Raw genomic sequence first — 24,950 nt, forward strand, 5'->3', positions numbered from 1 at the left:
TTCAAGCTTTCAGCACGGTGGCAATGGCCTTGCAAACATGGTCGATATTTTGGCTGTTGAGCGCCGCCACGCACATGCGTCCGGTGTCGGTGCCATAGACGCCGAATTCAGTGCGCAAGCGAATCATTTGATCTTTGCTCAAGCCGGAGTAGCTGAACATGCCAATTTGTTGGGTGATGAAGCTCATGTCGGTGGCCACACCGGCGGCTTTCAAGCCATCCACCAGTTTTTGACGCATGGCCTTGATGCGCACCCGCATCTCGCCCAGTTCTTTTTCCCACAAGGCACGCAACTCGGGGTTGTTCAACACCGCAGCCACCACAGCGCCGCCGTGGGTGGGTGGGTTGGAATAGTTGGTGCGAATAACGATTTTCAGTTGCGACAACACCTTGGCAGCTTCATCAGCCGATTGACACAGCACCGACAAGGCGCCCACGCGCTCGCCATACAGACTGAAGCTTTTCGAGAATGAAGTGGACACCAAGAAGTCCAAGCCTGCAGCCACAAATTTGGCAATGACTGCGCCATCTTCGGCAATGCCGTGGCCAAAGCCTTGGTAGGCCATGTCCAGGAAAGGGGTGAGTTGGCGGGCTTTGACAACGGCAACCACTTGGTCCCATTGGGCTGGGGTGATGTCGTAGCCGGTGGGGTTGTGGCAACAAGCATGCAAAACCACCACAGTGCCGGTTGCGGCAGCGTTCAAGCTGGCCAACATGCCCTCGACGTTGACGCCCTTGGCGGCTGCGTCGTAATAGGCATAGGTGTCCACGGTGAAACCAGCGGCGGCAAACAAGGCGCGGTGGTTTTCCCAACTGGGGTCGCTGATCAAGACCTTGGCACTCGGGTTGAGTTTGTGCAAAAAATCAGCACCAATTTTCAAACCGCCAGTGCCGCCAATGGCTTGTACCGTGGCCACGCGGTTGGCCGTGATGGGCTCGGAGCCAGGGCCAAACACCAGGCTTTTGACAGCACTGTCATAAGCAGCAATGCCGTCGATGGGCAAGTAGCCACGCGCCGTGGGCTTGGCCATCATGGTGTTTTCGGCTTGTTGCACACACTGCAACAAGGGGAGCTTGCCGTTGTCGTCGAAATAAACACCGACACCGAGGTTGACTTTGATGGGCGAGGTGTCGGCAGCGAATTGCTCGTTCAAGCCCAGGATCGGGTCGCGGGGTGCCATTTCGACGGCGGAAAACAGAGACATTGTCAGTCCTTGATGGAAGAGGGTCGATCGGTAGGAGGGCGAAAAAATCGCCCAGACTGGGTTAGGCTAGGCGGTTGTTCAGATTTTAACGGCTTGGCATTTGTGCCCGGCCAGCACCGACCCCGCCATGACCAACCCGATTGTTGAAGCCGACCCCCAGACTGCCGTGGAACCCGAGGGCACATGGGTCAGCTACCCCAACTCTCCCTTTGAGTTGTTTCAGCCTTACCCGCCCGCTGGCGACCAGCCCACTGCCATTGCTCAATTGGTGGAAGGGGTGCGCGATGGCGAAATGTTTCAAACATTGTTGGGTGTCACAGGTTCAGGCAAGACCTTCACCATGGCGAATGTGATTGCGCAAATGGGTCGTCCGGCCATCATCTACGCGCCCAACAAAACCTTGGCGGCACAGCTGTACAGCGAGTTCCGAGAATTTTTTCCGAAGAACGCGGTGGAGTATTTCGTCAGTTATTACGACTACTACCAGCCCGAGGCTTATGTGCCGCAGCGCGATTTGTTCATTGAAAAAGACAGCGCCATCAATGAGCACATCGAGCAGATGCGCTTGTCCTGCACGAAAAGCCTGTTGGAGCGCCGCGATGTGATCATCGTGGCCACGGTGTCGGCCATTTACGGTATTGGCGAACCAGAGAGCTACCACCAGATGGTGATGACGCTGCGTGTCGGTGACAAGCCGGGGCAGCGCGACATCATTGCCCAATTGGTGCGGATGCAGTATGAGCGCAACGACATGGATTTTTCGCGCGGGCGGTTTCGGGTGCGCGGCGACACCATTGATGTGTTTCCCGCCGAGCACAGCGAGTTGGCCATCCGCATTGAACTCTTCGACGACGAAATTGAAAGCCTGCAGCTGCTGGACCCGCTGACTGGGCGGGTGCGCCAAAAAATTCCGCGCTTCACGGTGTATCCCTCCAGCCATTACGTGACGCCGCGTGACAAGGTGTTGGCCGCTGTGGAGACCATCAAGTTGGAGTTGGGCGATCGCTTGAAAGAACTGGTGGGCATGAACAAATTGGTGGAGGCCCAGCGGCTCGAGCAACGCACCCGCTTTGACTTGGAAATGCTGAGTGAAGTGGGGCACTGCAAGGGCATTGAAAACTACACCCGGCATTTGTCAGGCGCAGCCCCTGGTGAGCCGCCCAGCACGTTGACCGATTACCTGCCCAAAGACGCTTTGATGTTCTTGGACGAAAGCCATGTGCTGATGGGCCAGTTTTCCGGCATGTACAACGGCGACCGCGCTCGCAAAACCACCTTGGTGGAATACGGGTTTCGCTTGCCCAGCGCTTTGGACAACCGCCCCTTGAAGCTGGACGAGTTTGAAAAACGCATGCGCCAGTTGGTGTTTGTCTCTGCCACGCCCTCTGACTATGAAAAAACCCACTCGGGCAACGTGGTGGAACAGGTGGTGCGCCCCACCGGCTTGGTTGATCCGATGGTCGAGGTGCGACCCGCCATCCACCAAGTGGACGATGTGCTGCAAGAAATTCGCATTCGGGTGGTGAAAAACGAGCGAATTTTGATCACCACCCTCACCAAACGCATGGCCGAGCAGCTCACCGATTATTTGGGCGACAACGGCGTCAAGGTGCGCTATTTGCACAGCGACATCGACACGGTGGAGCGGGTGGAAATTCTGCGCGACCTGCGCTTGGGCGCGTTTGATGTGTTGGTGGGCATCAATTTGCTGCGTGAAGGTTTGGACTTGCCCGAGGTGTCTTTGGTGGCCATTTTGGACGCCGACAAAGAGGGGTTTTTGCGTTCCGAGCGCAGCCTGATTCAAACCATCGGACGTGCGGCTCGCAATTTGGAAGGCCGCGCCATTTTGTACGCCGACAAAATGACCGAGTCGATGAAGCGGGCCATTGGTGAAACCGAGCGTCGTCGCAACAAGCAAATCAGCTTCAATGCCGCCAATGGCATCACGCCGCGCGGGGTGGTCAAGGGCATCCGCGACCTGATTGACGGGGTCTACAGTGAAAAGTCGGACAAAGAGTCGATGCGCTTGGAATTGGAGCAAGCGCGTGTCCAAGATATGAGCGAACGCGACGTGGCCAAGGAAATCAAACGCTTGGAAAAACAGATGATGGAACACGCTCGCAACCTTGAATTTGAGCAAGCGGCGGCCGTGCGCGACCAGTTGGGTCGGCTGCGGGCCATGACCTTCGGGGCTTCCAGCACGGACAAGGTATAAACCCGAATCAGACAAGGTTTAATCCCGACTGATTTGATTGGTCTTCTGCTATAGTTGACAAATCCAGTCGACATAGACCATCAAGGAGTTCACCATGCGTCTTACCACCAAAGGTCGTTTCGCCGTCACCGCCATGATTGACTTGGCTTTGCGCCAAAACAATGGTCCCGTGACCTTGGCTGCCATCAGCCAACGCCAACAAATTTCCCTGTCCTATCTCGAGCAGTTGTTTGGCAAATTGCGCCGCCAAAACCTGGTCGAGTCCACCAGAGGACCCGGCGGTGGTTACACCCTGGGCCGTAAAGCGATTGAAATTTCTGTGGCGGACATCATTTTGTCGGTGGATGAACCCATCGACGCCACCCATTGCGGTGGCAAAGAAAACTGTCTCGGCGAAACCGGTCGCTGCATGACACACGAGCTCTGGACCAATTTGAACCAGCGCATGATCGACTTTTTGAGTTCAGTGCATTTGCAAAAATTGGTGGACGAGCAATTGGCCAAAGGCTTGCAAGTCGAAGACAAACCGATGCACAAACGCGCCATTTCTTCAGCGCCCGTGGTCAAACCCATTCGCGTCAACGCTCCCAATTCGGTGTTCGCTTTGGGCAATGTGTTCGTCAAAGGCTGATCATGGACATGACCCCGCATTTCCCGATTTACTTGGATTACGGTGCCACCAATCCTTGTGATGAACGGGTGGTTGAAGCCATGATCCCTTGGTTGCGCGAGCATTTCGGCAACCCCGCTTCCCGCAGCCATGCCTGGGGCTGGGAAGCTGAAGAAGCCGTTGAAAAAGCCCGCGTTCACGTGGCCGACCTGATTGGTGCTGATCCGCGTGAAATCGTTTGGACCTCTGGCGCCACCGAGTCGAACAACTTGGCCATCAAAGGCGCAGCGCAGTTCTACAAAACCAAGGGCAAGCACCTCATCACGGTGAAAACCGAGCACAAAGCCGTGCTCGACACCATGCGTGAACTCGAGCGCCAAGGTTTTGAAGTCACCTACCTGGATGTGCAAGAAGACGGCTTGCTCGACTTGAACAAGTTGAAAGACGCGATCCGTCCCGACACATCGCTCATCAGCGTGATGCATGTCAACAATGAAATCGGCGTCATTCAAGACATCGTGACGATTGGCAACATGTGCCGCGAGCGCGGCATCATCTTTCACGTCGATGCAGCCCAATCCACCGGCAAGGTCGAGATTGACATGACCAAGCTGCCCATCGATTTGATGAGCTTGGCCTCCCACAAAACCTATGGCCCCAAAGGCATTGGTGCTCTGTATGTGCGCCGCAAACCGCGTGTGCGTTTGGAAGCTCAAATGCACGGTGGTGGTCACGAGCGCGGCATGCGCAGTGGCACGCTGCCCACCCACCAGTGCGTGGGCATGGGCGAGGCCTTTCGCATCGCCAAATTGGAAATGGCCCAAGACGTGGCCAAGGCCCGTCATTTGCAACAGCGCTTGTTGGCGGGCTTGCAAGACATGGAGCAAGTCTTTGTCAATGGTCATCTGACCCAGCGTGTGCCGCACAACCTGAACATCAGCTTCAACTATGTCGAGGGTGAGTCCCTCATCATGGGCATCAAAGGCTTGGCTGTTTCTTCAGGCTCAGCATGCACCTCGGCCAGCTTAGAGCCCAGCTATGTGTTGCGGGCCTTGGGTCGCAGCGATGAACTCGCGCACAGCAGTTTGCGCATGACCATCGGTCGTTTCTCCACTGAAGAAGAAATCGACTATGCGATCAGCACCATTCGCACCAATGTCAGCAAACTGCGTGACCTGAGCCCTTTGTGGGACATGTACAAAGAGGGCATTGACATGAGCACCATCCAATGGGCCGCGCACTGACCTCATCGTCAAAATGACCCATGGTTTTGTTGCTTTGGGTCATTGGTGAATAAGCGGACAAATGTTGAATGTTTTGAGATAAAGAGGTAATCGAGATGGCATATTCAGAAAAAGTGGTGGACCACTACGAAAATCCCCGCAACGTGGGTTCTTTTGACAAAGGTGACGATTCAGTGGGCACCGGCATGGTGGGCGCACCAGCTTGCGGCGACGTGATGAAGCTGCAAATCAAGGTGAACCCGCAAACCGGCGTGATTGAAGATGCGCGTTTCAAAACCTATGGTTGCGGCTCCGCCATTGCCTCTTCTTCACTGGTCACCGAATGGGTCAAGGGTAAAACCCTGGACCAAGCCGCTGCCTTGAAAAACAGCGAAATCGCACAGGAATTGGCCTTGCCTCCCGTGAAAATCCATTGCTCCATCTTGGCTGAAGATGCCATCAAAGCAGCTGTGGAAGATTACAAAAAGAAACACGTTCACTGATATGTCTGTCTCCATGACCGAATCCGCAGCGCGGCATGTCAATCGCTACCTCAGCAAACGAGGCAAGGGTGTGGGCGTGCGCTTGGGCGTCAAGACCACGGGTTGCTCGGGCTTGGCTTACAAGCTCGAATATGTGGACGACCTCACAGCAGAAGACGTGGTCTTTGAAACCCATGGCCTGAAGATCCTGATCGATCCCAAAAGCCTGGCTTATTTAGACGGCACCGAACTTGACTTCGTGCGTGAAGGCCTGAACGAAGGCTTCAAATTCAACAATCCCAACGAGCGTGATCGTTGCGGCTGCGGCGAGTCTTTCCGAGTCTGATGAAAAGCGCTGGTTCGTTGAAGCAACCGCTGTCTTTGGCGGCCACCGACTTTGAATTGTTCGAGTTGCCCACGCAATTTGAATTGAATCGCAACCAGTTGGATGCGCAGTGGAAAGCCTTGCAGAAGCAAGTGCACCCTGACCAATTCGCCTCGCAAGGACCCGCTGACAAGCGCTTGGCCATGCAATGGTCGGTGCGGGTCAACGAGGCCTACCAGCGCTTGAAAAACCCGTTGCGCCGCGCCGCTTATTTGTGCGAGCTGCATGGTGCGCCTTTGCAAGCCGAAGACAACACCAGCATGCCTGCTGTTTTTTTGATGCAACAAATGCAGTGGCGCGAAGATTTGGATGAGGCCCAAACCGAAGCGGCCTTCACTACATTGCAATCTGAGATTCACGACGCCAAACAATCCGCGTTGCAACGATGTGCCCAAAGCTTGGACATCGATAAGAACTGGATGGCCGCAGTGCAAGAGGTGAGGGCGCTGATGTTCATCGAACGCTTCGAAGAAGACTTGAACAACCGCCTCGATCGACTGGAAGATGCCTGAGGGCAAAATACCCACCATGGCTTTGCTGCAAATTTCTGAACCTGGTCAAGCACCAGATCCCCACGCCAGACGGATCGCCATTGGCATCGACTTGGGCACCACCCATTCCTTGGTGGCCAGTGTGCGCAATGGTGTGGCTGAATGCCTGCCTGATGAACAAGGCCATGCCATCTTGCCGTCGGCGGTGCGCTATTTGCCTGAAGGCAAGCGTTTGATCGGCGCTGCTGCCTTGGCCTCGCAATCCCAAGACCCAGCCAACACCATCGTGTCGGTCAAGCGTTTCATGGGAAGAGGTTTGAAAGACTTGCCCCACCCCGACCATTTTCCGTACGCGTTTGTGGATCAACCCGGCATGCTGAGCTTGAACACCTTGCATGGTTTGAAGTCGCCGGTGGAAGTGAGTGCCGAGATTTTGGCCAGCCTGCGTCAACGTGCCGAAGACACGTTCAACGACGACATCCATGGCGCTGTCATCACCGTGCCAGCCTACTTTGACGATGCGCAACGCCAGGCCACCAAAGATGCGGCTCAAATGGCGGGTCTGAATGTGCTGCGCCTGATCAACGAACCCACTGCTGCCGCGATTGCCTATGGTTTGGACAATGCCAGCGAAGGCGTTTATGCGGTTTACGACTTGGGTGGCGGTACCTTTGATATTTCCATTCTGCGCATGAGTCGTGGTGTGTTCGAGGTCTTGTCCACTGGCGGTGACTCGGCCTTGGGTGGTGACGACTACGACCGTTGCTTGCTTGAACTCGCGCTTGAACAAAGCCAGCGTCAAGTTTTGAACCCGGTGGACGCCAGTTTGTTGTTGAGCGCTGCCCGCGCCTGCAAAGAACAACTTTCTGCAAGCGACCATGCGGTGTTCGGTGCAACGCTCTCCGATGGTTTATTGACCACAACCATTCAACGCACCGACTTTGAACAACGTGCTCAAGCACTCACCCAAAAAACCTTGCAAGCTGTGAAAAAAGCCCTGCGCGATGCCGGTTTGAAAGCAGAAGACATTCAGGGCGTGGTGATGGTGGGCGGCTCGACCCGCATGCCGCATGTGCAAAGTGCGGTGGCGGCGCTTTTGAACTGCACGCCTTTGAACAATTTGAACCCGGATGAAGTGGTGGCCATTGGTGCGGCCATTCAAGCCAACCAACTCAGTGGCAACAACCCCGATGGTGAACTGCTGTTGTTGGATGTGATCCCACTCTCATTGGGCATTGAAACCATGGGTGGCTTGGTCGAACGCATCGTGCCGCGCAACCAAACCATTCCCACCGCCATGGCCCAGGACTTCACCACCTACCAAGACGGACAAACCGCCTTGGCCCTTCATGTGCTGCAAGGCGAGCGTGATCTGGTGAAAGACTGCCGCAGTTTGGCGCGGTTTGAATTGAAGGGCATCCCGCCCATGGCCGCAGGTTCGGCCCGTATTCGCGTCACTTTCACGGTGGACGCCGATGGCTTGCTCAGCGTGAGCGCCGTGGAGACCAAAAGCGGTGTGCAGGCCCAGATTGACGTCAAACCCAGCTATGGGTTGTCCGACGAGCAGATTGCCGCCATGTTGCAAGACAGTTTTCACACCGCCGAGTTTGACAAGAACGCGCGTTCTTTGGCTGAAGCGCGTTTGGAAGCCGACCGCATGTGGTTGGCCACACAAAGCGCCTTGCAAGCTGATGCGCAGTTGCTGACACAAGACGAACAAGCACATATTCAACAGCTGATGGCCGCGGTATTGGCCATCAAAACCTCGGAGGTGCCTGCCGACATTGAAGCCGCGACCGAAGCTTTGGCCAAAGGCACCGAAGCTTTTGCCGCGGCACGGATGAACGACGGTATTCGCAAAGCCCTGGCGGGTAAACACATTGGGGCCATGTCATGACCATCATCAAAATACTCCCACACGTGGAGTTGTGCCCCGAGGGCAAAGAAATCCACACGCTTCCTGGCAACACCATTTGCGAAGCCTTGCTGGACAACGGGATCAACATCGAACACGCCTGCGACATGAGCTGCGCTTGCACCACCTGCCACGTGGTGGTGCGCGAAGGCTTTGCCAGCTTGAACGAGACCGAAGAACTGGAAGAAGATTTACTCGACCGCGCTTGGGGCCTGGAGCCGAATTCGCGCCTGAGTTGCCAATCGGTGGTGGCACAGCAGAACCTCGTGATTGAGATTCCGCGCTACACCATCAACCACGCCAAAGAAAACCACTGAAGCCATGCGTCTGATTGTGTTGGACACCGAAACAACCGGACTGTCACCTGACAACGGTGACCGTATCCTGGAGCTGGGCTGTGTGGAATTGATGCACCGCAAACTCACCGGCCGCAATTTTCATTACTACATCAACCCAGAGCGCGACAGTCACGAAGAAGCGCTGAATGTGCACGGCATCACCACCGAGTTTTTGCAAGACAAACCCAAGTTCGCGCAAATCGTGGATGAGTTTTTGGCCTATGTGAAGGGCGCAGACGTCATCATTCACAACGCACCTTTCGACTTGGGCTTTTTGAACAAAGAGCTGGAGTTGGCGGGTCACCCCCCTTTCAAAGAGCATGTGGGGAAGGTGATGGACACCTTGGCCATGGCCAAAGAAATTTACCCCGGCAAACGCAATTCACTGGACGCCTTGTGCGAACGATTGGGCGTCAGCAACGCCGCTCGCACGCTGCATGGTGCTTTGCTGGATGCCGAGTTGTTGGCCGATGTCTACATCAATCTCTCGCGTGGCCAAGATGGACTGCTGATCGACCAAGATGATGCGCGAGACGCCACTGGAAAACCAGCAGCACGTCGGGATTACAGCGAGGTCAATTGTCCTGTGATCAGTCCTACAGCTGAAGAATTGCTGGCACATGAAGGTGTGCTGGATCAGATCGACAAAGCCAGCGGTGGCAAGACTTTGTGGCGCATGGCTCCAAGTTCGGCATCAGCGCCCTGACGCATCAAGGGACTGGCTTCAAAACGCTCATTTTTGTGACAGAATACAGCCCTGCTTCAACAGCAGTTCGCGTGGTTAGCTCAGTGGTAGAGCATCGCCTTCACACGGCGGGGGTCGGGGGTTCGAAACCCTCACCACGCACCAGAAATTTCCTGTTTCATGCCGGAGTCTTGAGCCAGTCAAGGCAAATGCGCTCGGGTGGTTGCAGCCTCGATCTCAGATGCCCTTGGCATTCGATTTCTGATTTTTAAAAGCATGAAACTCATTCCCATCTTTTTATTGACTACCCTGGTTAGTGTTTCTCATGCACAAGTCAGTTTGGATGAGGCACGCTCGTTGGTTGGCAATAGCAGCGTGACAGTCTTGGATATTCGCGAACCTGATGAGCATGCGACTGGCGTAGCCAAAGGGATGAAGTTGATTCCCATGAGTACGCTGGCATCTCGGCTCAACGAATTACCCAGGACTGCTGATTCGCGAGTACTTTTGATATGCAATACACAAAATCGCTCAAGTGCTGTTGCCAAAGAACTTCGCGCTCGCGGATTTACCAATGTGGAGTATGTACGTGGCGGGATGAGCGAATGGGCCAAACGCGGTTGGACTTTTGAATCGCCTGCAAAGCCATAAAGATTTCTTCGGCTTGTTGAGATTGAATTGAGTCAAGGGGCTGTGACCATCATTCAGGATCAACGGTGTTCGTTGTTTCTTGAGGTGACTCATTTTTGAGGGCTGTAGGCATGCACATCTTTTCACCATCCCAGGTTTGGCCACACCAGCAAACGCCTTCTTCGTTGATGATGCAGGTACCAGTTCCACAGCATCTGGGGTCTTCAGTCATCGGTGCTCCTTTTTTCACGAGGCAGATTGAACAATTGGATGGTCTCAAGGGAAGTTCGGTCTTCCCTCGTCATTTGAACCAAAGGGATAGAGCAGGTTTTTTCAATATGAATCATTGTTCTGCAGTGAAATAATACAGGAGTTGGCGTATTCAAATGAGATGGATCATCTTTCGCGCATTTTTTGAATCGGCGCAACCGATCCAGCTTGAATAAGGCTATCATTTTGAAATCCTCCTATGAAAAATAGCCAACCGCCAGTGCCTTCTTCCCCCTTGTCAGTTGACGCTTTAGTGGTCGGTGCAGGCTTTTCGGGCTTGTATCAATTACTGCTTCTTCGTGACAAGCTGGGTTTGTCCGTCAAAGTATTGGACTCCGCTCAAGGTGTTGGAGGCACCTGGTACTGGAATCGCTACCCTGGCGCACGATGTGATTCTGAAAGCCACTCCTACGCTTACTATTTTTCGAAAGAATTATTGGATGAATGGGAATGGTCTGAGCGTTACCCTCAGCAACCCGAAATTTTGCGCTACCTTGATCACGTTGCAGACCGTTTCAACTTGCGACCCGATATTGTGCTGGGCACCAAAGTACAAAGCGCACATTATTCAGACACAAACAACCGTTGGCTCATCAGGACCGATACAGGTCAAACCTATTTGGCCAAGTTTTTCATCACGGCTGTGGGTTGCTTGTCCTCCGCCAATATTCCAAGTATTTCGGGACTGGATACATTTGCGGGCGATTGGTTTCACACGGGTGAGTGGCCGCATGAGGGTGTGGATTTCTCTGGCAAAAAAGTTGGCGTCATAGGAACGGGATCAACTGGCATCCAAGCTATCCCGGTCATTGCCGAAAAAGCCAAGCACCTGACCGTGTTTCAGCGAACAGCCAATTACAGCATACCTGCTCGAAATAAGCCGCTGGATGATTCCTTTAAGCGCTATGCAAAGGAAAATGCCTCGCACTTTCGCGAAGTGATGACAACCAACACCAATGCCCACCCATTTCGTATTTCAGAGCGCTTGGTCCATGACGTCAGCGAAGAAGAGCGTCACCAAATTTATGAAGATGCATGGCAAAAAGGCGGACTACAGTTTCGTGCGACATTCAAAGATTTGCTGCAAAACCCTGATTCAAACCGTACAGCAGCAGATTTCATACGCCACAAAATTCGCCAGACTGTCACCGATCCTGTCAAGGCAGAGCAGCTCAGCGACATAGACCATCCGTTTGCTGCAAAGCGCCCGCCTATTGACAGCGGTTATTTCGAAACCTTCAATGCAGCGCATGTCGATTTGGTCAACCTCCGTGATACGCCCATTGAGTGCATCACGCCGCGAGGCATCAAAACCAGCAGCGCTGAATTCAATTTGGACATCATCGTTTTTGCAACAGGCTTTGATGCCATGACGGGCTCTTTGTTGAAGATGGACATTCAAGGTCGACATGGCTTGAGCTTGCAAAAGGCTTGGCAGGCGGGCCCCATCAATTACCTGGGTCTTCAAGTTCCTGGTTTTCCGAATATGTTCACCATCACTGGCCCTGGTAGTCCATCTGTTTTATGCAATATGCCGCCTGCCATCGAGCATCATGTGGAATGGATCACGAACTGCATCGAGCACCTGCAAAAAAACAAGCTGGATTTCATTGAGGCGGGCCAAGATGTCAGTGAAAGCTGGGTTGAAACGGTCAACGCAGCTGCCAATGAAACGCTGCTTCCCCAGGCCAAGCATTCTTGGTATTTGGGTGCCAATGTTCCTGGCAAACCGCGTGTATTCATGCCGTATCCTGGTGGCTTCTTGCGTTACAGAAAAACGTGTGAAGAGATCGTGAACAACGGTTATGTCGGATTCAAGTTGGGGTCTGAATAAACAAGTCAGACCGACAGATAGCGTTTTTTGATTTCCGCATTGGCGTTGAGTTCTGCAATATTGCCGACAAACACATCGCAGCCCTTGTCAATCACAACAGCACGGTCAGCCAAGCCCAGGCAAAAATGCAAGTTTTGCTCGGCCAAAACGATGGTGGTACCAAGCTCACGCAAGTTTTCAATCAATTCACCAATTTTTTGAACCATGATGGGTGCAAGTCCCTCGCTGGGCTCGTCAAGAAGCAGCAAGCTTGGGTTCCCCATCAAAGCCCGCCCTATGGTCAGCATTTGCTGCTCACCGCCAGACAGCAAACCACCCATGCGTTGCCTCAAGGGATACAACAAGGGCAACATCTGATAGACCCGATCAAGCGTCCAGACCTGCTCACCTTGTTGTCCCAGCTTTGCACCGATGATCAAATTGTCTTCAACAGACAAGCCCGTAAATATCTGCCTGTCCTCAGGGACAAAACCAATACCGGCTCTGGCAATCAAGTGTGAAGGCATGCCGGAGATGTTTTTGTCATTGAATCGCATGCGGCCATCCGTTGATGCAATGATGCCAGCAATGGCTTTCATGCTCGTGCTTTTTCCTGCGCCGTTTCGTCCCAACAGCGCCAAGGTTTCGCCATGGTGCACTTTCAGTTGCAGGCCAAACAAAACCTGACTGCTGCCGTAATGGACATTCAATCCGTCAACATCAAGCATGACGTTCATGGGCAAGCTCTTTGAGTGTGCCTAAGTAGGCCTCTATCACATCGGGGTTGTTTTGGATTTGCTCGGCAGAGCCTTGCGCAAGTAATTGACCGTAGGACAAAACATAAATGTGCTGAGCAATGCGAAATACAACGTCCATATCGTGCTCGATCAAAACAATGGTCAGTCCACCTTTCTTCCAAAGCGAATAGACCGTATCGATCATCTGCGTCCTCTCCTCGGGGCCCATACCGGCCACAGGCTCATCGAGCAGCAAAACTTTAGGCCGCAGCACCAAAGCCAGCGCAATATCTAGGAGTTTTTGATCGCCATGCGACAGGTTGCCACTGACCACATCAGCCTTGTGCTGCAAACCCAAAAGCTCCATGACCTCCATGGCTCGGTCACGGGTTTGGCTCAGGGGAAAACGACCATGCATCTGCGCTGATTTCCCCAAAGGGGATTGAAAAGCACCTCGTAAAGATTCTTCGACAGTCAATGTTTTAAAAAGCTTGGCAACCTGGAAGGCTCTGCCAATACCTTTGCGGATGATTTCACTGCTGGACAAGCCCACAATATTTTCATCCTCAAGCAAAATCTTGCCAGCATCAGGTTGCAAAGCACCTGAAATGAGATTGAAAAAAGTGGTCTTACCAGCACCGTTGGGGCCAATCACGGCCGACAAAGAACCACTGGGGAAATTCATTGAAACATCCGAAGTGGCCGTCACGCCACCAAAGGATTTGCTCAAGTGTTCTATGCGCAGCATCAGCAGACACCATCCAAGGTTCGCGCAGCTGGAACGCCGCCATAGGTCTGCCAAGTTGAGCCAGCCAACCAGCCGCAATCAACGGGCAGGTTGATACCCGTGATGGCAGAGGCGGCGGGTGAAAGCAAAAAACCGATGGCTTCCGCCACCTCTTCAGGCCTCACCATGCGGCCCATGGCTGATTGGGCATGAAGATCCGCTGGGTTGCGGTCACCCCTGTCAATCGCCGCTTGCAAGCCTTCCGTCAAGGTGTAGCCTGGTGAAACAGCGTTGATTCTGACCCCAGATCGACCCCATTCGGCAGCCAGGCAGGCCGTGATTGAAATGACAGCAGCCTTGGCTGGTGCATAAGCGTGCAAAGGAATGGATCGCGAGCCGGTGATGGAAGCAATATTGACAATGGCACCATGACCAAGGGCCGCCATGCGAGCGCCAAAAACAGCGCAACACAAGTAAGTTCCGCGTTGATCAACCGCAATCACTTTGTCCCACTCAGCCATGTCAAGTTGCTCTGGTGGCAATTTTCGTTGCAAGATGCCCGCGCTGTTGACCAAGCCAGAAACCGCCCCGTGGTTTTGAAACACCAAGGCCTCGACTTCACGCACCATCGACTCTTGCAACACATCGCAAGGGTAAAAAGCAGCCACACCAGTTTGATGTGTGTCGGCTTCAGACCAAGTGCCAGGCAAATCAAGTGCAACAACAGTGTCACCTCGTGCCACCAAATGCCGCACACAAGCGGCACCAATGCCGCTGGCGGCTCCGGTCACCACACTTAATTTGTTGGGGTTCATGTTTTGCCACCCTTTCGATTTGTTTTTTGCAGCAGTTCAATACAAAAATCCATGATGCCCCGCTTGAAACCCAGTGCAAACAAAAGAACGGCCAGGCCCAAAGCCAAGCCATGGTATTGGGTGGTGCGGGTGATGACGTCATTGAATAGCAGCAATAAACCAGCGCCCACAACAGGCCCTGTGAATACATGCAATCCACCCATCATGATCATGAAAATCGCATCACCTGACATGGTCCAGTAACCAAAATCGGGGAATGCACCAGACACAAAGAGCGCCATCAAGACACCGCCGACACTGGCCATGCAACTGGCCAATATGAATGCATAGAGTTTGATTCGCCAAACATCTATACCCAAAAATGCGGCACGCTCAGCGTTATCGCGGACCATTCGCAAAGTGGCCCCAAAGGGTGACTGCAAAATGACTCTCATCAATAACAAGCAGAACACGCCCACAACACAAGCAAATAAATAAAGCGTATTGTGGTCAGACAAATTGATGCCTAAAAAAGGAGGGCGTGGAATGCCACCCATCAAGCCTTGGTCTCCGCCTGTCAAAGACGTCCAGGTCAAAATAACACTGTGTATCAGCATTTGAAAAGCCAAGGTCAAAAAAGAAAAATAGATTTCTTTCAAACGCACACAGATGGCACCAATCAGCAACCCCAAGAGGCCGCTGAAAGCAACAGCTCCCAAAATGGCCATCGGAATGGAAGCTTCTGTTTTTTGCATCAGCAAACCAAATACATAGGCACCGCTACCAAAGAACATCGCATGGCCAAACGAAACCATGCCGCCATAGCCCACCAAAATATTCAGGGAAGTCGCAAAAATACCCAGGGCGGCCAAACGGATGACGAAATCAAGTGTCACCCTGGACTGGGTTAGCAAAGGCAGTGCAGACAAAATCAAGAGCGCAGCCAGAGCCCACAAGATATCTCGTCGCAAGGTGTTGTGCGATTTCATGCTCGGGTTTCTTTGCCGAGCAAACCATTGGGCCGCAAAATCAAGATCAGCACCATTGCTAAAAACATCAAGCCCTCTACAAAGAGAGGAAAGCCTATGGTGCCAAATGAACGTATGAGTCCGATCAACAAAGCGCCCAACAATGCGCCGCTCACAGAACCCATGCCGCCAATGACCGTCACAATGAATGACTCAATCAGAATGGAAAAGCCCATGCCGGGAGACATAGAACGAACAGGAGCAGCCAATCCGCCAGCCAAACCAGCAAGCACGCCGCCAAAAGCGAAGACTGCAGCATAGATCAGGCTGGTATTGATACCCAATGCCGAAGTCATGGTTGGATTTTGAGCAGCTGCACGAATGATCTTTCCAGTGCGAGAAAAAGTCAAAATAGCCCACAACACAATCGCAATCAAAATAGCTGCAGCAATGAGGTAAACATAAAACACCGGGACCACGCCGCCTGCAATGAAAAACGGCGGCGCTTGAAACGCTTCTGGCATGCCCATGGACAAAAATTCTGCACCCCAAATAATTTTGACGACATCGTCCATGATCAGCACAACCGCATAACAAACCAAGAGTTGCATCAGCACGTCAGCCTTGTAGACCCTTCGCATGAGGAATCGCTCAAAAACCAATCCAAACAAACCGACACCGATGCCTGCTGCAATCACGGCTATAGCAAAATGACCTGTCAGTCTGTAAACCGTCAGGGCAAGGTAGGCACCTAGCATGTAAAAAGAGCCATGTGCAAAATTGACGACACCCAACACGCCAAAAATAAGGGTCAATCCTGCTGCGACCAAAAAAAGCAATGAGCCAATGATCAGACCGGTTCCCATTTGGGTAACGATGCAAGACGCAGAGGAGAAGCACTCATAGAGTGCTTGCGGATTCAATCAAGGCTCCTGTTGAAACTGATAGGAATGACCATCAGACAAAGCCTTTGCGCTTTTTCCACTCCGCTTCTAGCTCGGTGATTTGCTTCCAGTTGCCTGGAACTGGAGATTTCATAAAAGGTTCTTTACCAGACAACTCACCCCATGCCAGCGCATAGTCCACCAAGGTATGGTCATCGGCTCGCAAGGTCAATTTTCCGTTCGCACCAAAGGGGGAGTCGATGGTCAGACCGTCTAATGCTTGCGCAATTTTTTTAGCATCAGTGCTTTTGGCCTTTTTGATGGCGGTGGTTAAAAATTGCACACTGGCCGCGTTTTGCCATGCCCAATTCAACGGCAAACTCTTGAATTTTCCTTGGTAACTTGTTGTCCAGCTTGTGTTTGCTGGGGTGTTTGGAAAGCTTTGCAAATAACGGTTGCCCGAATGAAGGCCCGCAGGAACATGCTTGACATTGGTTAAGACGGCGTAGTCCGCAGTATTGACAGCAAAGAACTGTTTCCCGCTGAATAGTGCATAAATACTTGCCTGATCAATGAACGAAGTCAAGTCCCCGCCCCAAAGGCATGAGTAAATAGCCTGAGGATTGACCTGTAGAAGCCGAGTGATGACTTCACTGTAGTCCGCTTGAAACAGCTTGGGCCAAGCCTCACCCACAAACTCAATGTCTTTGTTGAAAAACTTGATGTACTCAGCGAACTCTGCAGTTGTGTCACGACCATAAGCGTAATCAGGCGAACACGTCATCCAGCGGCGCAAATTTTTCTCTTTCGCAACTTTGGCTGCATAAGCGCCACCAATGATGGCATCGTGCACGCCTTGTCTTGCGCACCGAAAAGACATGGGCGTTCGCATTTTGGGGTCAGCCGTCAGCGATGATGTCTCTGAACAGGTGTGGATGACCAGAACACCCAAATCGCGGGCCACTTCATGAACAGCAAAGGCACCCGAAGAGGCCTCTGCATCAATCAAAATTTCACAGCCATCGGCGGTCACAAGTTCACGCGCAACACGTGCAGCTTCTTGCGGCTGGCCTTTGGAATCACGAATGATCAACTCTATTTTCCGGCCGCCAAAACCTCCGCTGGCATTGAATTTTTCAACTTCCATGATGGCAGCATTGCTTGAGGACTGGCCCAGCATGGCCACCCTGCCAGACAAAATGGTCGGCATGCCAACGCGAATAGGTTTGTTTTGGGCCAAGGATAAGGCGGGGAAACCAAGGCTGCTGATTCCAGCAACAGAAGCAGCGGTTTGAATCATGAGGCGCCGCTTGGAAGAATTTAAAACTTGAGCGTTTTTTGAATTCATGCTGATGTCTCCTTGGAAAAGAATAAATCTTTTAGATGAAGTATAGGGTAACACTTTTGTGCGCATGCGTATGGCACTGGACCACTGAAGGAACAAGGGCTGACCGCGCATCGTTGAACATGTGTTCCATCATGGCAGGGCCTGCTGTCCATCGCCGCCTCAACAGGCTCTCAACATCTCTCAACTTGATCCTCAGTCAGCGCTTTTCAAGCATTCTTTTGAGCTCTGAAATTTCGTCGCGCATAGCGCTCAAATTGTTTTCAATGTTGCTGAGGTGCACTTCATCTCGGACATCTTTTTCTTTGTTTGCGGTGATGGAGTCCACGATCACTGCAATGAATAAATTGAAAATAATGAAGGTGGCAATCAAAATAAAGGATATGAAAAACACCCAGGCGTAGGGATAAATTTCCATGATGGGCCGCGCAATTTCTTGAGACCATCCCTCAAGCGTCATGACTTGAAACAAAGTGTAGGCAGTCAAGCCCAAGTCGCCAAAAAACGCAGGGAAATGATCTCTGAAAAGATTTGTTGCAATCACTGAGGCAACGTAAAAAATAATCAAGATCAGACCAAACACCGAGCCCAATCCGGGCAGGGATCCGAGCAGCCCGCTCACAACCTTTCGCATGCTCTCGACTTTATTGATCAAACGAAGCACACGCAGAACGCGAAAGGCGCGAAGAACCGACAGCGATCCAGATGCTGGTATCAAGGCTATGCCCACAACAATGAAATCAAAAGCGCACCAAGGATCCTTGAAATAAACCAAACCTCTTGCCGCTATCAAAATCACAATTTCAAAAACAAATATTCCCAGAATAATGTGGTCTAACAAGATCAATTCCTTGCCCCACGAAGCCATCAATCCTTGGTTGGTTTCTAAACCCAAGATGATCGCGTTCACAACGATCAACACAACCAAACTGTTTTGAACCCAACTGTGACGCATGAATTCTTCAATATGCTGCTTCCAATGCGGGGTCAGAGAGGAGGATTGGGCTGTTGTTGTCATGGGTCATTCACTGTATTTTGAGGTTTGACAATGTTTTCGCTTTGGGGTGAGCGAATTTTGATTCTGCATTCATTGTCATCTGACATACACCTCAGAATGAACAATGTCATGTCCATTATGCTTGCTCAAAAGCTGAATATTCAGACCTGCCTCTCTTTTTGGCGACCCGTTGAGGTCCAGATGGCCATCAAAATTAGAACGAAATAATCTATGCGCTTTGGTTTGCGCAAAGGCTAATTGCTGGATGACTTGCCCAGCAATCTGAGCCAGACAAAGCCCAAGGTACCCGCCAGCAACGACGCTAAGAAGATGGCTATTTTGGAAGCGTTGATCAATTCAGCTTGCCCGGTGAAAGCCAAGTTGGTGATGAAGATGGACATGGTGAATCCAATGCCGCCCAGCAAGCCAGCGCCAACCACATGCTTCCAATTCATGTCCGAGGGCAGTTTGCAAATCCCGGTAGCAACAGCCAAAAATACAAACAAAGAAATGCCTAAAGGCTTGCCGATCACCAAACCGGCAAAGATACCTAAGCTGTTCGAAGTGTTCAGGTCATCAGCCCAATTGGCGCCGATCAAGATACCGGCATTGGCCAACGCAAAGACCGGCAGAATCAAGAAAGCCACTGGCTTGCTCAAGAAAAATTCCAGCTTGTGTGAGGGCGAGCTTTCATCATCTTGTTGGTTGGAGTAGGGGATGGTGAAAGCAAGCATCACTCCAGCAATGGTGGCGTGCACACCAGACTTCAACATGAAAAACCACATGATGACGCCGCCAACCAGATAAGGTGTCAAGCTGTTCACGCGAAGAACACGGTTCATCAAAAGCAATATGACAAAGACGGTCATGGCCATCAGCAGATTGGTGGTGGCCAAATTGGCGGTGTAGAACAAAGCGATGACGATGATGGCGCCAAGATCATCGATCACCGCGAGTGCCGTCAAAAAAACTTTCAAGGAATCTGGTATTCGACTGCCCAACAGCGCCAAAACACCCAGCGCAAATGCAATGTCGGTGGCCATGGGAATACCAATGCCATCTTGTGTTGGGGTGTTGGCATTCAAGAAGAAATGGATAAGGGCTGGAAGCATGATGCCGCCAACGGCAGCCCAAATGGGCAACAGGGCTTTCTTGAAGTCAGACAAATCACCGTTGCTCAATTCGCGTTGCAACTCTAGGCCCACGAACAAGAAAAAAACCGCCATCAGTCCATCATTGATCCAGTGTTCGATGCTCAGCCCTGCAAATTCAAGTTGCCAGAGATGCAGATAGACGTTGCCAAATGGTGAGTTGGTCACCATCAATGCAATCAGCGTGCAAACGATGATCAGGATCCCGCTTGATCGCTCCGACTCAAAAAAGCGATTGAAGGTTTTTGACAACGGGGTCTGAATATTGGTCATTGCGCTTTCTTTAAGAGGGCGATGGTCATCATCAATTATAAATTTATAAACCTGATTGGTTGGTGTTGATCATTCATGCCCTTTGGTTACGGATGTGAATTCATCACCTGCCCAGAAAAATCATTGTCAATCAATGCATCAATTTGAAGTGCCAATTGAAAGTCTTTCAAGGTTAACCCCTTGGCGTCATGCGTACTCAATTCAATCCGCATTTTGGTGTAGTTGGACATGAAGGCCGGGTGATGATCGGCGCGTTCTGCCAACTCACCGACGGCAGCGAAAAAACCCATGGCTGTTCTGAAGCTGCCAAACGTCCATTCTTTGAAGATCAAGGATTGGGCATCGTCAACATGCCAACGGTTGAGGCTTTTCAAGTGTTCTGAAATGTCATGACTGGAGAGCAACATGCCGTGTTCCTTTCTGCGGAGGCATTCGTTTTGAAACACACCATTACACAATAATGTCTCATGAATGCGGTAAAACATTTTCTTCTTTCAGTCCTGACGACCACATCAACCATGAAAATCACTTTTATTCAATTGTTTCTACCCTTCATCCTCATGATGCCTGTTTTTTCAGCAGCTCAAGCCTTGAATGTGCAGGTGGGTCCCAGGCCGTATTTTCTGATCTCTCAAATGAAGTCCTCGGCCTTGAAGACCAAGCTTGAAAGTTGTAGCAACAAGCCGCTTGAAAAAACTGATTTTTCGATTGGCCACCGAGGTGCAGCGCTGATGTTTCCAGAGCACACCAAGGAGTCTTACGAAGCGGCGGCCAGAATGGGTGCCGGGGTCATTGAATGCGACGTAACCTTCACCAAAGACAAGGCACTGGTGTGTCGCCACGCCCAAAACGATTTGCACACCACCACCAATATTTTGCTGACCCCATTGGCAGAGAAGTGCACAAAAGCCTTCAAGCCCTATGACCCTTCAAGCAAAACGTCTGCATCCGCAGAATGCAGAACCACCGACATCACACTTGCTGAATTCAAATCCTTGCGCGGCAAGATGGATGGATTCAACCCCACGGCGTTGACGCCAGCTGAGTTTGTGAAGGGCACCCCCAAGTGGCGCTCCGATTTGTACAGCGGCCCCAGCAGCGGCACGTTGATGACCCATCAAGAATCCATCGCCCTGTTCAAAAAATTGGGCGTCAAAATGACCCCGGAGTTGAAGGAAGCGGTGGTGCCCATGCCGTTTGACGGCTTCAGTCAGGCGGACTTCGCGCAAAAAATGTTGAACGAGTACAAGGCGGCGAACGTCAAGCCGTCTCATGTGTTCCCGCAATCATTTCATCAAGCGGACATTCTGTATTGGATTGCACATGAACCGGAGTTTGCCAAGCAGGCGGTTTTTTTGGATGCAGCCCTCAAGCCGGATGATTTGCCCAGTCTTGAACAACTTCAACAATACAAGGCCAAAGGTATTCAGTGGGTGGGGCCACCCCTTTTTGCCTTGCTTGATGTTCACCAGCAAGCCATGGTGCCTTCCAGGTATGCCCAGAATGCCAAGGATGCTGGATTGAGCATCATCGCTTGGTCTTTAGAGCGCTCGGGCATCATGGCCGAGAGCAAAGGTGGGTGGTATTACCAGTCAGTGCGCGACGTCGTTCAAAACGAAGGCGACATCATGGAAGCCGTGCATGTACTGGCTCAGGATGTGGGCGTGCGGGGTATTTTTTCAGATTGGCCAGGCACCACCACTTACTACGCCAACTGCATGGGGCTGCGCTCATTTTGAAAATAATTTTCACTCAAGGTCACCACCAAAGTATCTCGATAGCCGAATGCATTCAATGGCTGAATGGGCGTGCTCTCATGAATCATGCGCGTGTCATCCAATAGCAACAACGACCAAGGCTCGGTGAGGGTGAATCGTTCGCCATGCGGTCCATTGGCATCAAAGACGCGGGTTTCGCCGCCCTTGATATCTTTACGGCACACCATAAAGACGGCTACAAAATGAACGCCATCGCGATGGGCACCCTCCGGCGTGGGTCTACCGATGCCATCGGTTGTATCAATGCGAAATTGATGCGTCTCGATACACCATTTTTTCCCCACTGGATGGCTGATCTGGTTCGCGGTCAAGGCCAATGTGTTCAAAATTTTTGTCCACGCAGACTTTTCGATGGTGCTGTCTGTCACGGGTTCAAACAATCGCTCCATGCCGCCATGAAGCGCGTTGTAATCGAGTGATTGCCAATGCGCCCTGTGGGGTACTTTTGACAGTTTGTTGTCTTCAAATACAAAACTGCTGTGACGTCGGCGGCGGTAACGACCACCGTCTTTCAAGTATTTGTCATGTGGCATGTTGTGCCAATCCAATGACAAATTCTTCAACTCTTGTGTCGAGCAGTTCATCCACTGAGCGACATTGGCGGCGTTGATGACACAGAAACCATTTTTTTTCAATGAAGAAACGATGTCTGTGGTTTCAGCGTAGTGGGGTTTAAGTTCGTGCATACGCTATCGTAATCAATGACAAATTCACTAAAAAGCGAGCGCGGATTTGAATTTTTTCAAGCATGGTCCGTGTGTTTCTTCACCGCCATCAGTGCCAACACACTGATGCTGGCCATGCCCGACAGGTAGTAGCCCACGTATTGCAGGCCATGGTTGGTGGCCAGCCAGGTGGCGATGTAGGGCGCAAACGAAGCGCCCAAGATGGCCGATAAATTGAAGCTCAACGAAGCGCCGGTGTAACGCACTTCGGTGGGAAACAGCTCGGCCATCAGAAAGCCCAAGGGGCCAAAGCACATGCCCATGAGCGCCATGCCAATAGACAAAGCCAACACCGTGGTGAAGCTGCCCGCTTGCAACATCGGGCCCAAGAACAAGCCCAACACCACAATGCCTAACGCGCCCCAAGTGAGGGCCGTGGTGCGACCGCGCTTGTCTGATATTTTGGCGGCAATGGGAATGAAGATGGCGAAGAAAACCACCGCAATGAGTTGCAGCACCAAGAAATCTTGCCGTTGGTAGCCCAAGGAACTGGTGGCCCAACTGAGGGTGAACACCGTGATCAGGTAGAACAACACGAATTGCCCCAAGCCTGTCAGCATGCCCAAGATCAAAGAGCGTGTGTGCTTGGTGAATACCGTGACGATGGGGACATTGACACGTGCTTTTTGATCCATGACTTTTTGGAACTGGGGCGTTTCAGAAATGTTCAAGCGCACATACAAGCCCACCAACACCAACAAAGCGCTGGCCACGAAGGGAATGCGCCAACCCCATGCCAGAAAATCGGCCTCAGTCATTTGGGTGGTGAGCACCAGGAACACACTGCCTGACAAAAAGAAGCCAATTGGCCCGCCCAGTTGGGGCACGCTGCCATACAAAGCGCGTTTGTTCGCTGGTGCGTTTTCAGTGGCCAGCAAAATCGCGCCGCCCCATTCACCACCCAAACCCAAACCCTGGCCAAAGCGGCACACTGCCAGCAAGATGGGTGCGGCAATGCCGATGGCGGCATAAGAGGGGAGCAAACCAATGGCAACGGTTGAAACCCCCATGGTGAGTAACGACGCCACCAGCGTGGCCTTTCGACCGATGCGATCCCCAAAGTGGCCGAACAAAGCCGAGCCCACAGGCCGTGCCACAAAAGCCAAACCAAAGGTGGCCAGCGACTGCAAGATGGCCACACTGGGATCGGAAGCTGCAAAAAACAAATGCGGAAACACCAACACTGCCGCCGTGCCAAAGATATAGAAATCGAAATACTCGATGGTGGTGCCAATCAAGCTTGCCATCAAAATCTTGCGTGGCGAATTCAGCACAACGGGTTTGTCATCGCTGGCAGTGGACATGGCTTGGCTCCTGTTGGGCGGTCGCTTTGGAGACACGCCATGGGCAGATGTTTGAAAGTGTGCGGGATGATAAATCCACTGCCTAGAATGCCGCATCGCATTCGTGACACCTCCATTTGCACAAGGAAACACCCCCATGAGCGTTCAGCCCAGCACCCCCGACAGCCCCAAGCGTCCAGCGATGACCATGCACAGCTTGATGAAGATGTACAGCGAAGGCGAAAAAATCACCATGCTCACCGCCTATGACGCCAGCTTTGCAGCCGTGGCCGATTTGGCCGGTGTGGAAATTGTGTTGGTGGGCGATTCGCTGGGCATGGTGTGCCAAGGCCACAACAGCACCTTGCCGGTGACGCTTGAAGCCATGCGCTATCACACCGAATGCGTGGCGCGTGGTTTGCAAAAACAAAATGGCCGCCCCATCATTTTGGGTGACATGCCGTTCGCCAGCTATGCCTCTCCCGAGCAAGCCTTTGAGAGCGCGTCGGTGCTGATGAAGGCCGGTGCCCACATGGTGAAGTTGGAAGGCGGTGCGTGGTTGGCACCCACGGTGTCGTATTTGGTGACCCGTGGTATTCCGGTGTGTGGCCATTTGGGCCTGACCCCGCAAAGCGTGAACACCTTGGGCGGCTACCGGGTGCAAGGCCGCACCGACAGCGGCGCCGAACAACTCATGCAAGACGCGCTGCAATTGCAAAACGCGGGTGCGCAAGCCTTGGTGCTGGAGATGGTGCCTGCGGTGTTGTCAGCCAAGATCACCAAGGCCCTGACCAGCTGCGCCACCATCGGCATTGGTGCGGGCGTGGACACGGCAGGCCAGATTTTGGTGCTGCACGACATGCTGGGCGTGACCCAAGGCAAGGTGCCCAAGTTTGCGCACAACTTCATGAACGAGTCCGGCACCATCTTGGGGGCCATGACAGCCTTTGTGGATGCGGTGAAAGAAAACCGGTTTCCTGTGAATGAGTTGCATGCTTGGTAAGCCATTGAAACAGGGGCGGCATGC

At 52.3% G+C, this 24,950-nt stretch carries 25 protein-coding genes and 1 tRNA gene; 14 read left to right on the forward strand and 12 right to left on the reverse strand.

Translation table 11 applies throughout. From position 1 onward, the window contains the following. Position 1: 1 nt before the first annotated feature. Entirely contained in the window at positions 2-1,204 is a 1,203-nt protein-coding gene (locus tag AC8GFP_RS00365) for an amino acid aminotransferase (RefSeq protein ID WP_506609164.1), read from the reverse strand. Between the two features lie 127 nt (positions 1,205-1,331). Here AC8GFP_RS00365 and uvrB point away from each other — a divergent pair, with 127 nt between their 5' ends. The 12 genes from uvrB to AC8GFP_RS00425 all read left to right on the forward strand — a co-directional run bounded on the left by uvrB (position 1,332) and on the right by AC8GFP_RS00425 (position 12,282). Continuing rightward, positions 1,332-3,419, forward strand: a complete 2,088-nt coding sequence (gene uvrB, locus AC8GFP_RS00370; protein ID WP_506609166.1) for an excinuclease ABC subunit UvrB — start codon at positions 1,332-1,334, stop codon at positions 3,417-3,419. Between the two features lie 94 nt (positions 3,420-3,513). Then, on the forward strand, positions 3,514-4,050 hold the full coding sequence (locus AC8GFP_RS00375; RefSeq protein WP_506609167.1) for a Fe-S cluster assembly transcription factor: 537 nt from the start codon (positions 3,514-3,516) through the stop codon (positions 4,048-4,050). Between the two features lie 2 nt (positions 4,051-4,052). Beyond that, a complete protein-coding gene (locus AC8GFP_RS00380) occupies positions 4,053-5,273 on the forward strand; it encodes an IscS subfamily cysteine desulfurase (RefSeq protein WP_506609168.1) in 1,221 nt (406 codons plus the stop codon). Between the two features lie 95 nt (positions 5,274-5,368). Further along, entirely contained in the window at positions 5,369-5,755 is a 387-nt protein-coding gene (iscU, locus tag AC8GFP_RS00385; protein ID WP_506609170.1) for a Fe-S cluster assembly scaffold IscU, read from the forward strand. A gap of 1 nt (position 5,756) precedes the next feature. Next, positions 5,757-6,080 (forward strand): iron-sulfur cluster assembly protein IscA, encoded by a 324-nt coding sequence (gene iscA, locus AC8GFP_RS00390; protein ID WP_506609172.1) that lies wholly within the window; start codon positions 5,757-5,759, stop codon positions 6,078-6,080. A 29-nt stretch (positions 6,081-6,109) separates the two neighbouring features. Continuing rightward, complete coding sequence (hscB, locus tag AC8GFP_RS00395; protein ID WP_506610506.1) at positions 6,110-6,631, forward strand: Fe-S protein assembly co-chaperone HscB; 522 nt, start codon at positions 6,110-6,112, stop codon at positions 6,629-6,631. 16 nt (positions 6,632-6,647) lie between these two features. Then, positions 6,648-8,507: a Fe-S protein assembly chaperone HscA gene (hscA, locus tag AC8GFP_RS00400; protein ID WP_506609174.1), complete on the forward strand. Its 1,860-nt coding sequence runs from the start codon at positions 6,648-6,650 to the stop codon at positions 8,505-8,507. Further along, the gene (gene fdx, locus AC8GFP_RS00405; RefSeq protein ID WP_506609176.1) at positions 8,504-8,842 is read left to right on the forward strand and encodes an ISC system 2Fe-2S type ferredoxin; all 339 of its coding nucleotides are present in this window, start codon (positions 8,504-8,506) and stop codon (positions 8,840-8,842) included. The genes hscA and fdx overlap by 4 nt, the downstream gene beginning before the upstream one ends. A 4-nt stretch (positions 8,843-8,846) precedes the next feature. Next, a complete protein-coding gene (gene dnaQ / locus AC8GFP_RS00410; protein ID WP_506609178.1) occupies positions 8,847-9,569 on the forward strand; it encodes a DNA polymerase III subunit epsilon in 723 nt (240 codons plus the stop codon). A gap of 69 nt (positions 9,570-9,638) precedes the next feature. Then, positions 9,639-9,713, forward strand: a tRNA-Val gene (locus AC8GFP_RS00415). A gap of 111 nt (positions 9,714-9,824) precedes the next feature. Next, positions 9,825-10,199 (forward strand): rhodanese-like domain-containing protein, encoded by a 375-nt coding sequence (locus AC8GFP_RS00420; protein WP_506609180.1) that lies wholly within the window; start codon positions 9,825-9,827, stop codon positions 10,197-10,199. A 448-nt stretch (positions 10,200-10,647) separates the two neighbouring features. Then, entirely contained in the window at positions 10,648-12,282 is a 1,635-nt protein-coding gene (locus AC8GFP_RS00425; protein ID WP_506609182.1) for a flavin-containing monooxygenase, read from the forward strand. 5 nt (positions 12,283-12,287) lie between these two features. On the opposite strand, the gene AC8GFP_RS00430 is transcribed toward AC8GFP_RS00425, so the two are convergent. From AC8GFP_RS00430 to AC8GFP_RS00470, 9 genes are all read right to left on the reverse strand, one after another. After that, positions 12,288-12,998: an ABC transporter ATP-binding protein gene (locus AC8GFP_RS00430; protein ID WP_506609184.1), complete on the reverse strand. Its 711-nt coding sequence runs from the start codon at positions 12,996-12,998 to the stop codon at positions 12,288-12,290. Continuing rightward, on the reverse strand, positions 12,982-13,746 hold the full coding sequence (locus tag AC8GFP_RS00435) for an ABC transporter ATP-binding protein (RefSeq protein ID WP_506609186.1): 765 nt from the start codon (positions 13,744-13,746) through the stop codon (positions 12,982-12,984). Before AC8GFP_RS00435 ends, AC8GFP_RS00430 begins: the two co-directional genes overlap by 17 nt. Continuing rightward, positions 13,746-14,540, reverse strand: a complete 795-nt coding sequence (locus AC8GFP_RS00440) for an SDR family NAD(P)-dependent oxidoreductase (RefSeq protein ID WP_506609188.1) — start codon at positions 14,538-14,540, stop codon at positions 13,746-13,748. Before AC8GFP_RS00440 ends, AC8GFP_RS00435 begins: the two co-directional genes overlap by 1 nt. After that, complete coding sequence (locus AC8GFP_RS00445) at positions 14,537-15,508, reverse strand: branched-chain amino acid ABC transporter permease (RefSeq protein ID WP_506609190.1); 972 nt, start codon at positions 15,506-15,508, stop codon at positions 14,537-14,539. The genes AC8GFP_RS00440 and AC8GFP_RS00445 overlap by 4 nt, the downstream gene beginning before the upstream one ends. After that, positions 15,505-16,410, reverse strand: a complete 906-nt coding sequence (locus AC8GFP_RS00450; RefSeq protein WP_506609192.1) for a branched-chain amino acid ABC transporter permease — start codon at positions 16,408-16,410, stop codon at positions 15,505-15,507. The genes AC8GFP_RS00445 and AC8GFP_RS00450 overlap by 4 nt, the downstream gene beginning before the upstream one ends. Positions 16,411-16,444: 34 nt before the next feature. Continuing rightward, the gene (locus tag AC8GFP_RS00455) at positions 16,445-17,719 is read right to left on the reverse strand and encodes an ABC transporter substrate-binding protein (protein WP_506609194.1); all 1,275 of its coding nucleotides are present in this window, start codon (positions 17,717-17,719) and stop codon (positions 16,445-16,447) included. A 196-nt stretch (positions 17,720-17,915) separates the two neighbouring features. Continuing rightward, the gene (locus tag AC8GFP_RS00460) at positions 17,916-18,734 is read right to left on the reverse strand and encodes an ion transporter (RefSeq protein WP_506609196.1); all 819 of its coding nucleotides are present in this window, start codon (positions 18,732-18,734) and stop codon (positions 17,916-17,918) included. Positions 18,735-18,967: 233 nt separating this feature from the next. Then, positions 18,968-20,137: a Na+/H+ antiporter NhaA gene (gene nhaA / locus AC8GFP_RS00465; protein ID WP_506609198.1), complete on the reverse strand. Its 1,170-nt coding sequence runs from the start codon at positions 20,135-20,137 to the stop codon at positions 18,968-18,970. An 86-nt stretch (positions 20,138-20,223) separates the two neighbouring features. Continuing rightward, positions 20,224-20,544 carry a 4a-hydroxytetrahydrobiopterin dehydratase gene (locus tag AC8GFP_RS00470; protein WP_506609201.1) on the reverse strand — a complete coding sequence of 107 codons (321 nt, stop codon included), beginning with the start codon at positions 20,542-20,544 and terminating at the stop codon, positions 20,224-20,226. Between the two features lie 111 nt (positions 20,545-20,655). On the opposite strand from AC8GFP_RS00470, the gene AC8GFP_RS00475 reads away from it, so the two are divergent. Beyond that, positions 20,656-21,876 (forward strand): glycerophosphodiester phosphodiesterase family protein, encoded by a 1,221-nt coding sequence (locus AC8GFP_RS00475; protein WP_506609203.1) that lies wholly within the window; start codon positions 20,656-20,658, stop codon positions 21,874-21,876. Here the strand turns inward: AC8GFP_RS00475 and AC8GFP_RS00480 are convergent. Beyond that, the gene (locus tag AC8GFP_RS00480) at positions 21,843-22,601 is read right to left on the reverse strand and encodes a 2OG-Fe dioxygenase family protein (protein WP_506609205.1); all 759 of its coding nucleotides are present in this window, start codon (positions 22,599-22,601) and stop codon (positions 21,843-21,845) included. The two genes, AC8GFP_RS00475 and AC8GFP_RS00480, sit on opposite strands and share 34 nt — an antisense overlap. Before the next feature lie 56 nt (positions 22,602-22,657). Further along, a complete protein-coding gene (locus AC8GFP_RS00485; protein ID WP_506609207.1) occupies positions 22,658-23,944 on the reverse strand; it encodes an MFS transporter in 1,287 nt (428 codons plus the stop codon). A gap of 94 nt (positions 23,945-24,038) precedes the next feature. Here AC8GFP_RS00485 and panB point away from each other — a divergent pair, with 94 nt between their 5' ends. After that, positions 24,039-24,926, forward strand: coding sequence for a 3-methyl-2-oxobutanoate hydroxymethyltransferase (gene panB, locus AC8GFP_RS00490; RefSeq protein WP_506610508.1), 888 nt, complete (start codon positions 24,039-24,041; stop codon positions 24,924-24,926). Positions 24,927-24,950: the final 24 nt, after the last annotated feature.

This window comes from Limnohabitans simekii (SeqCode) (assembly GCF_965234735.1).
GTDB classification, from domain to species: domain Bacteria; phylum Pseudomonadota; class Gammaproteobacteria; order Burkholderiales; family Burkholderiaceae_C; genus Limnohabitans; species Limnohabitans simekii.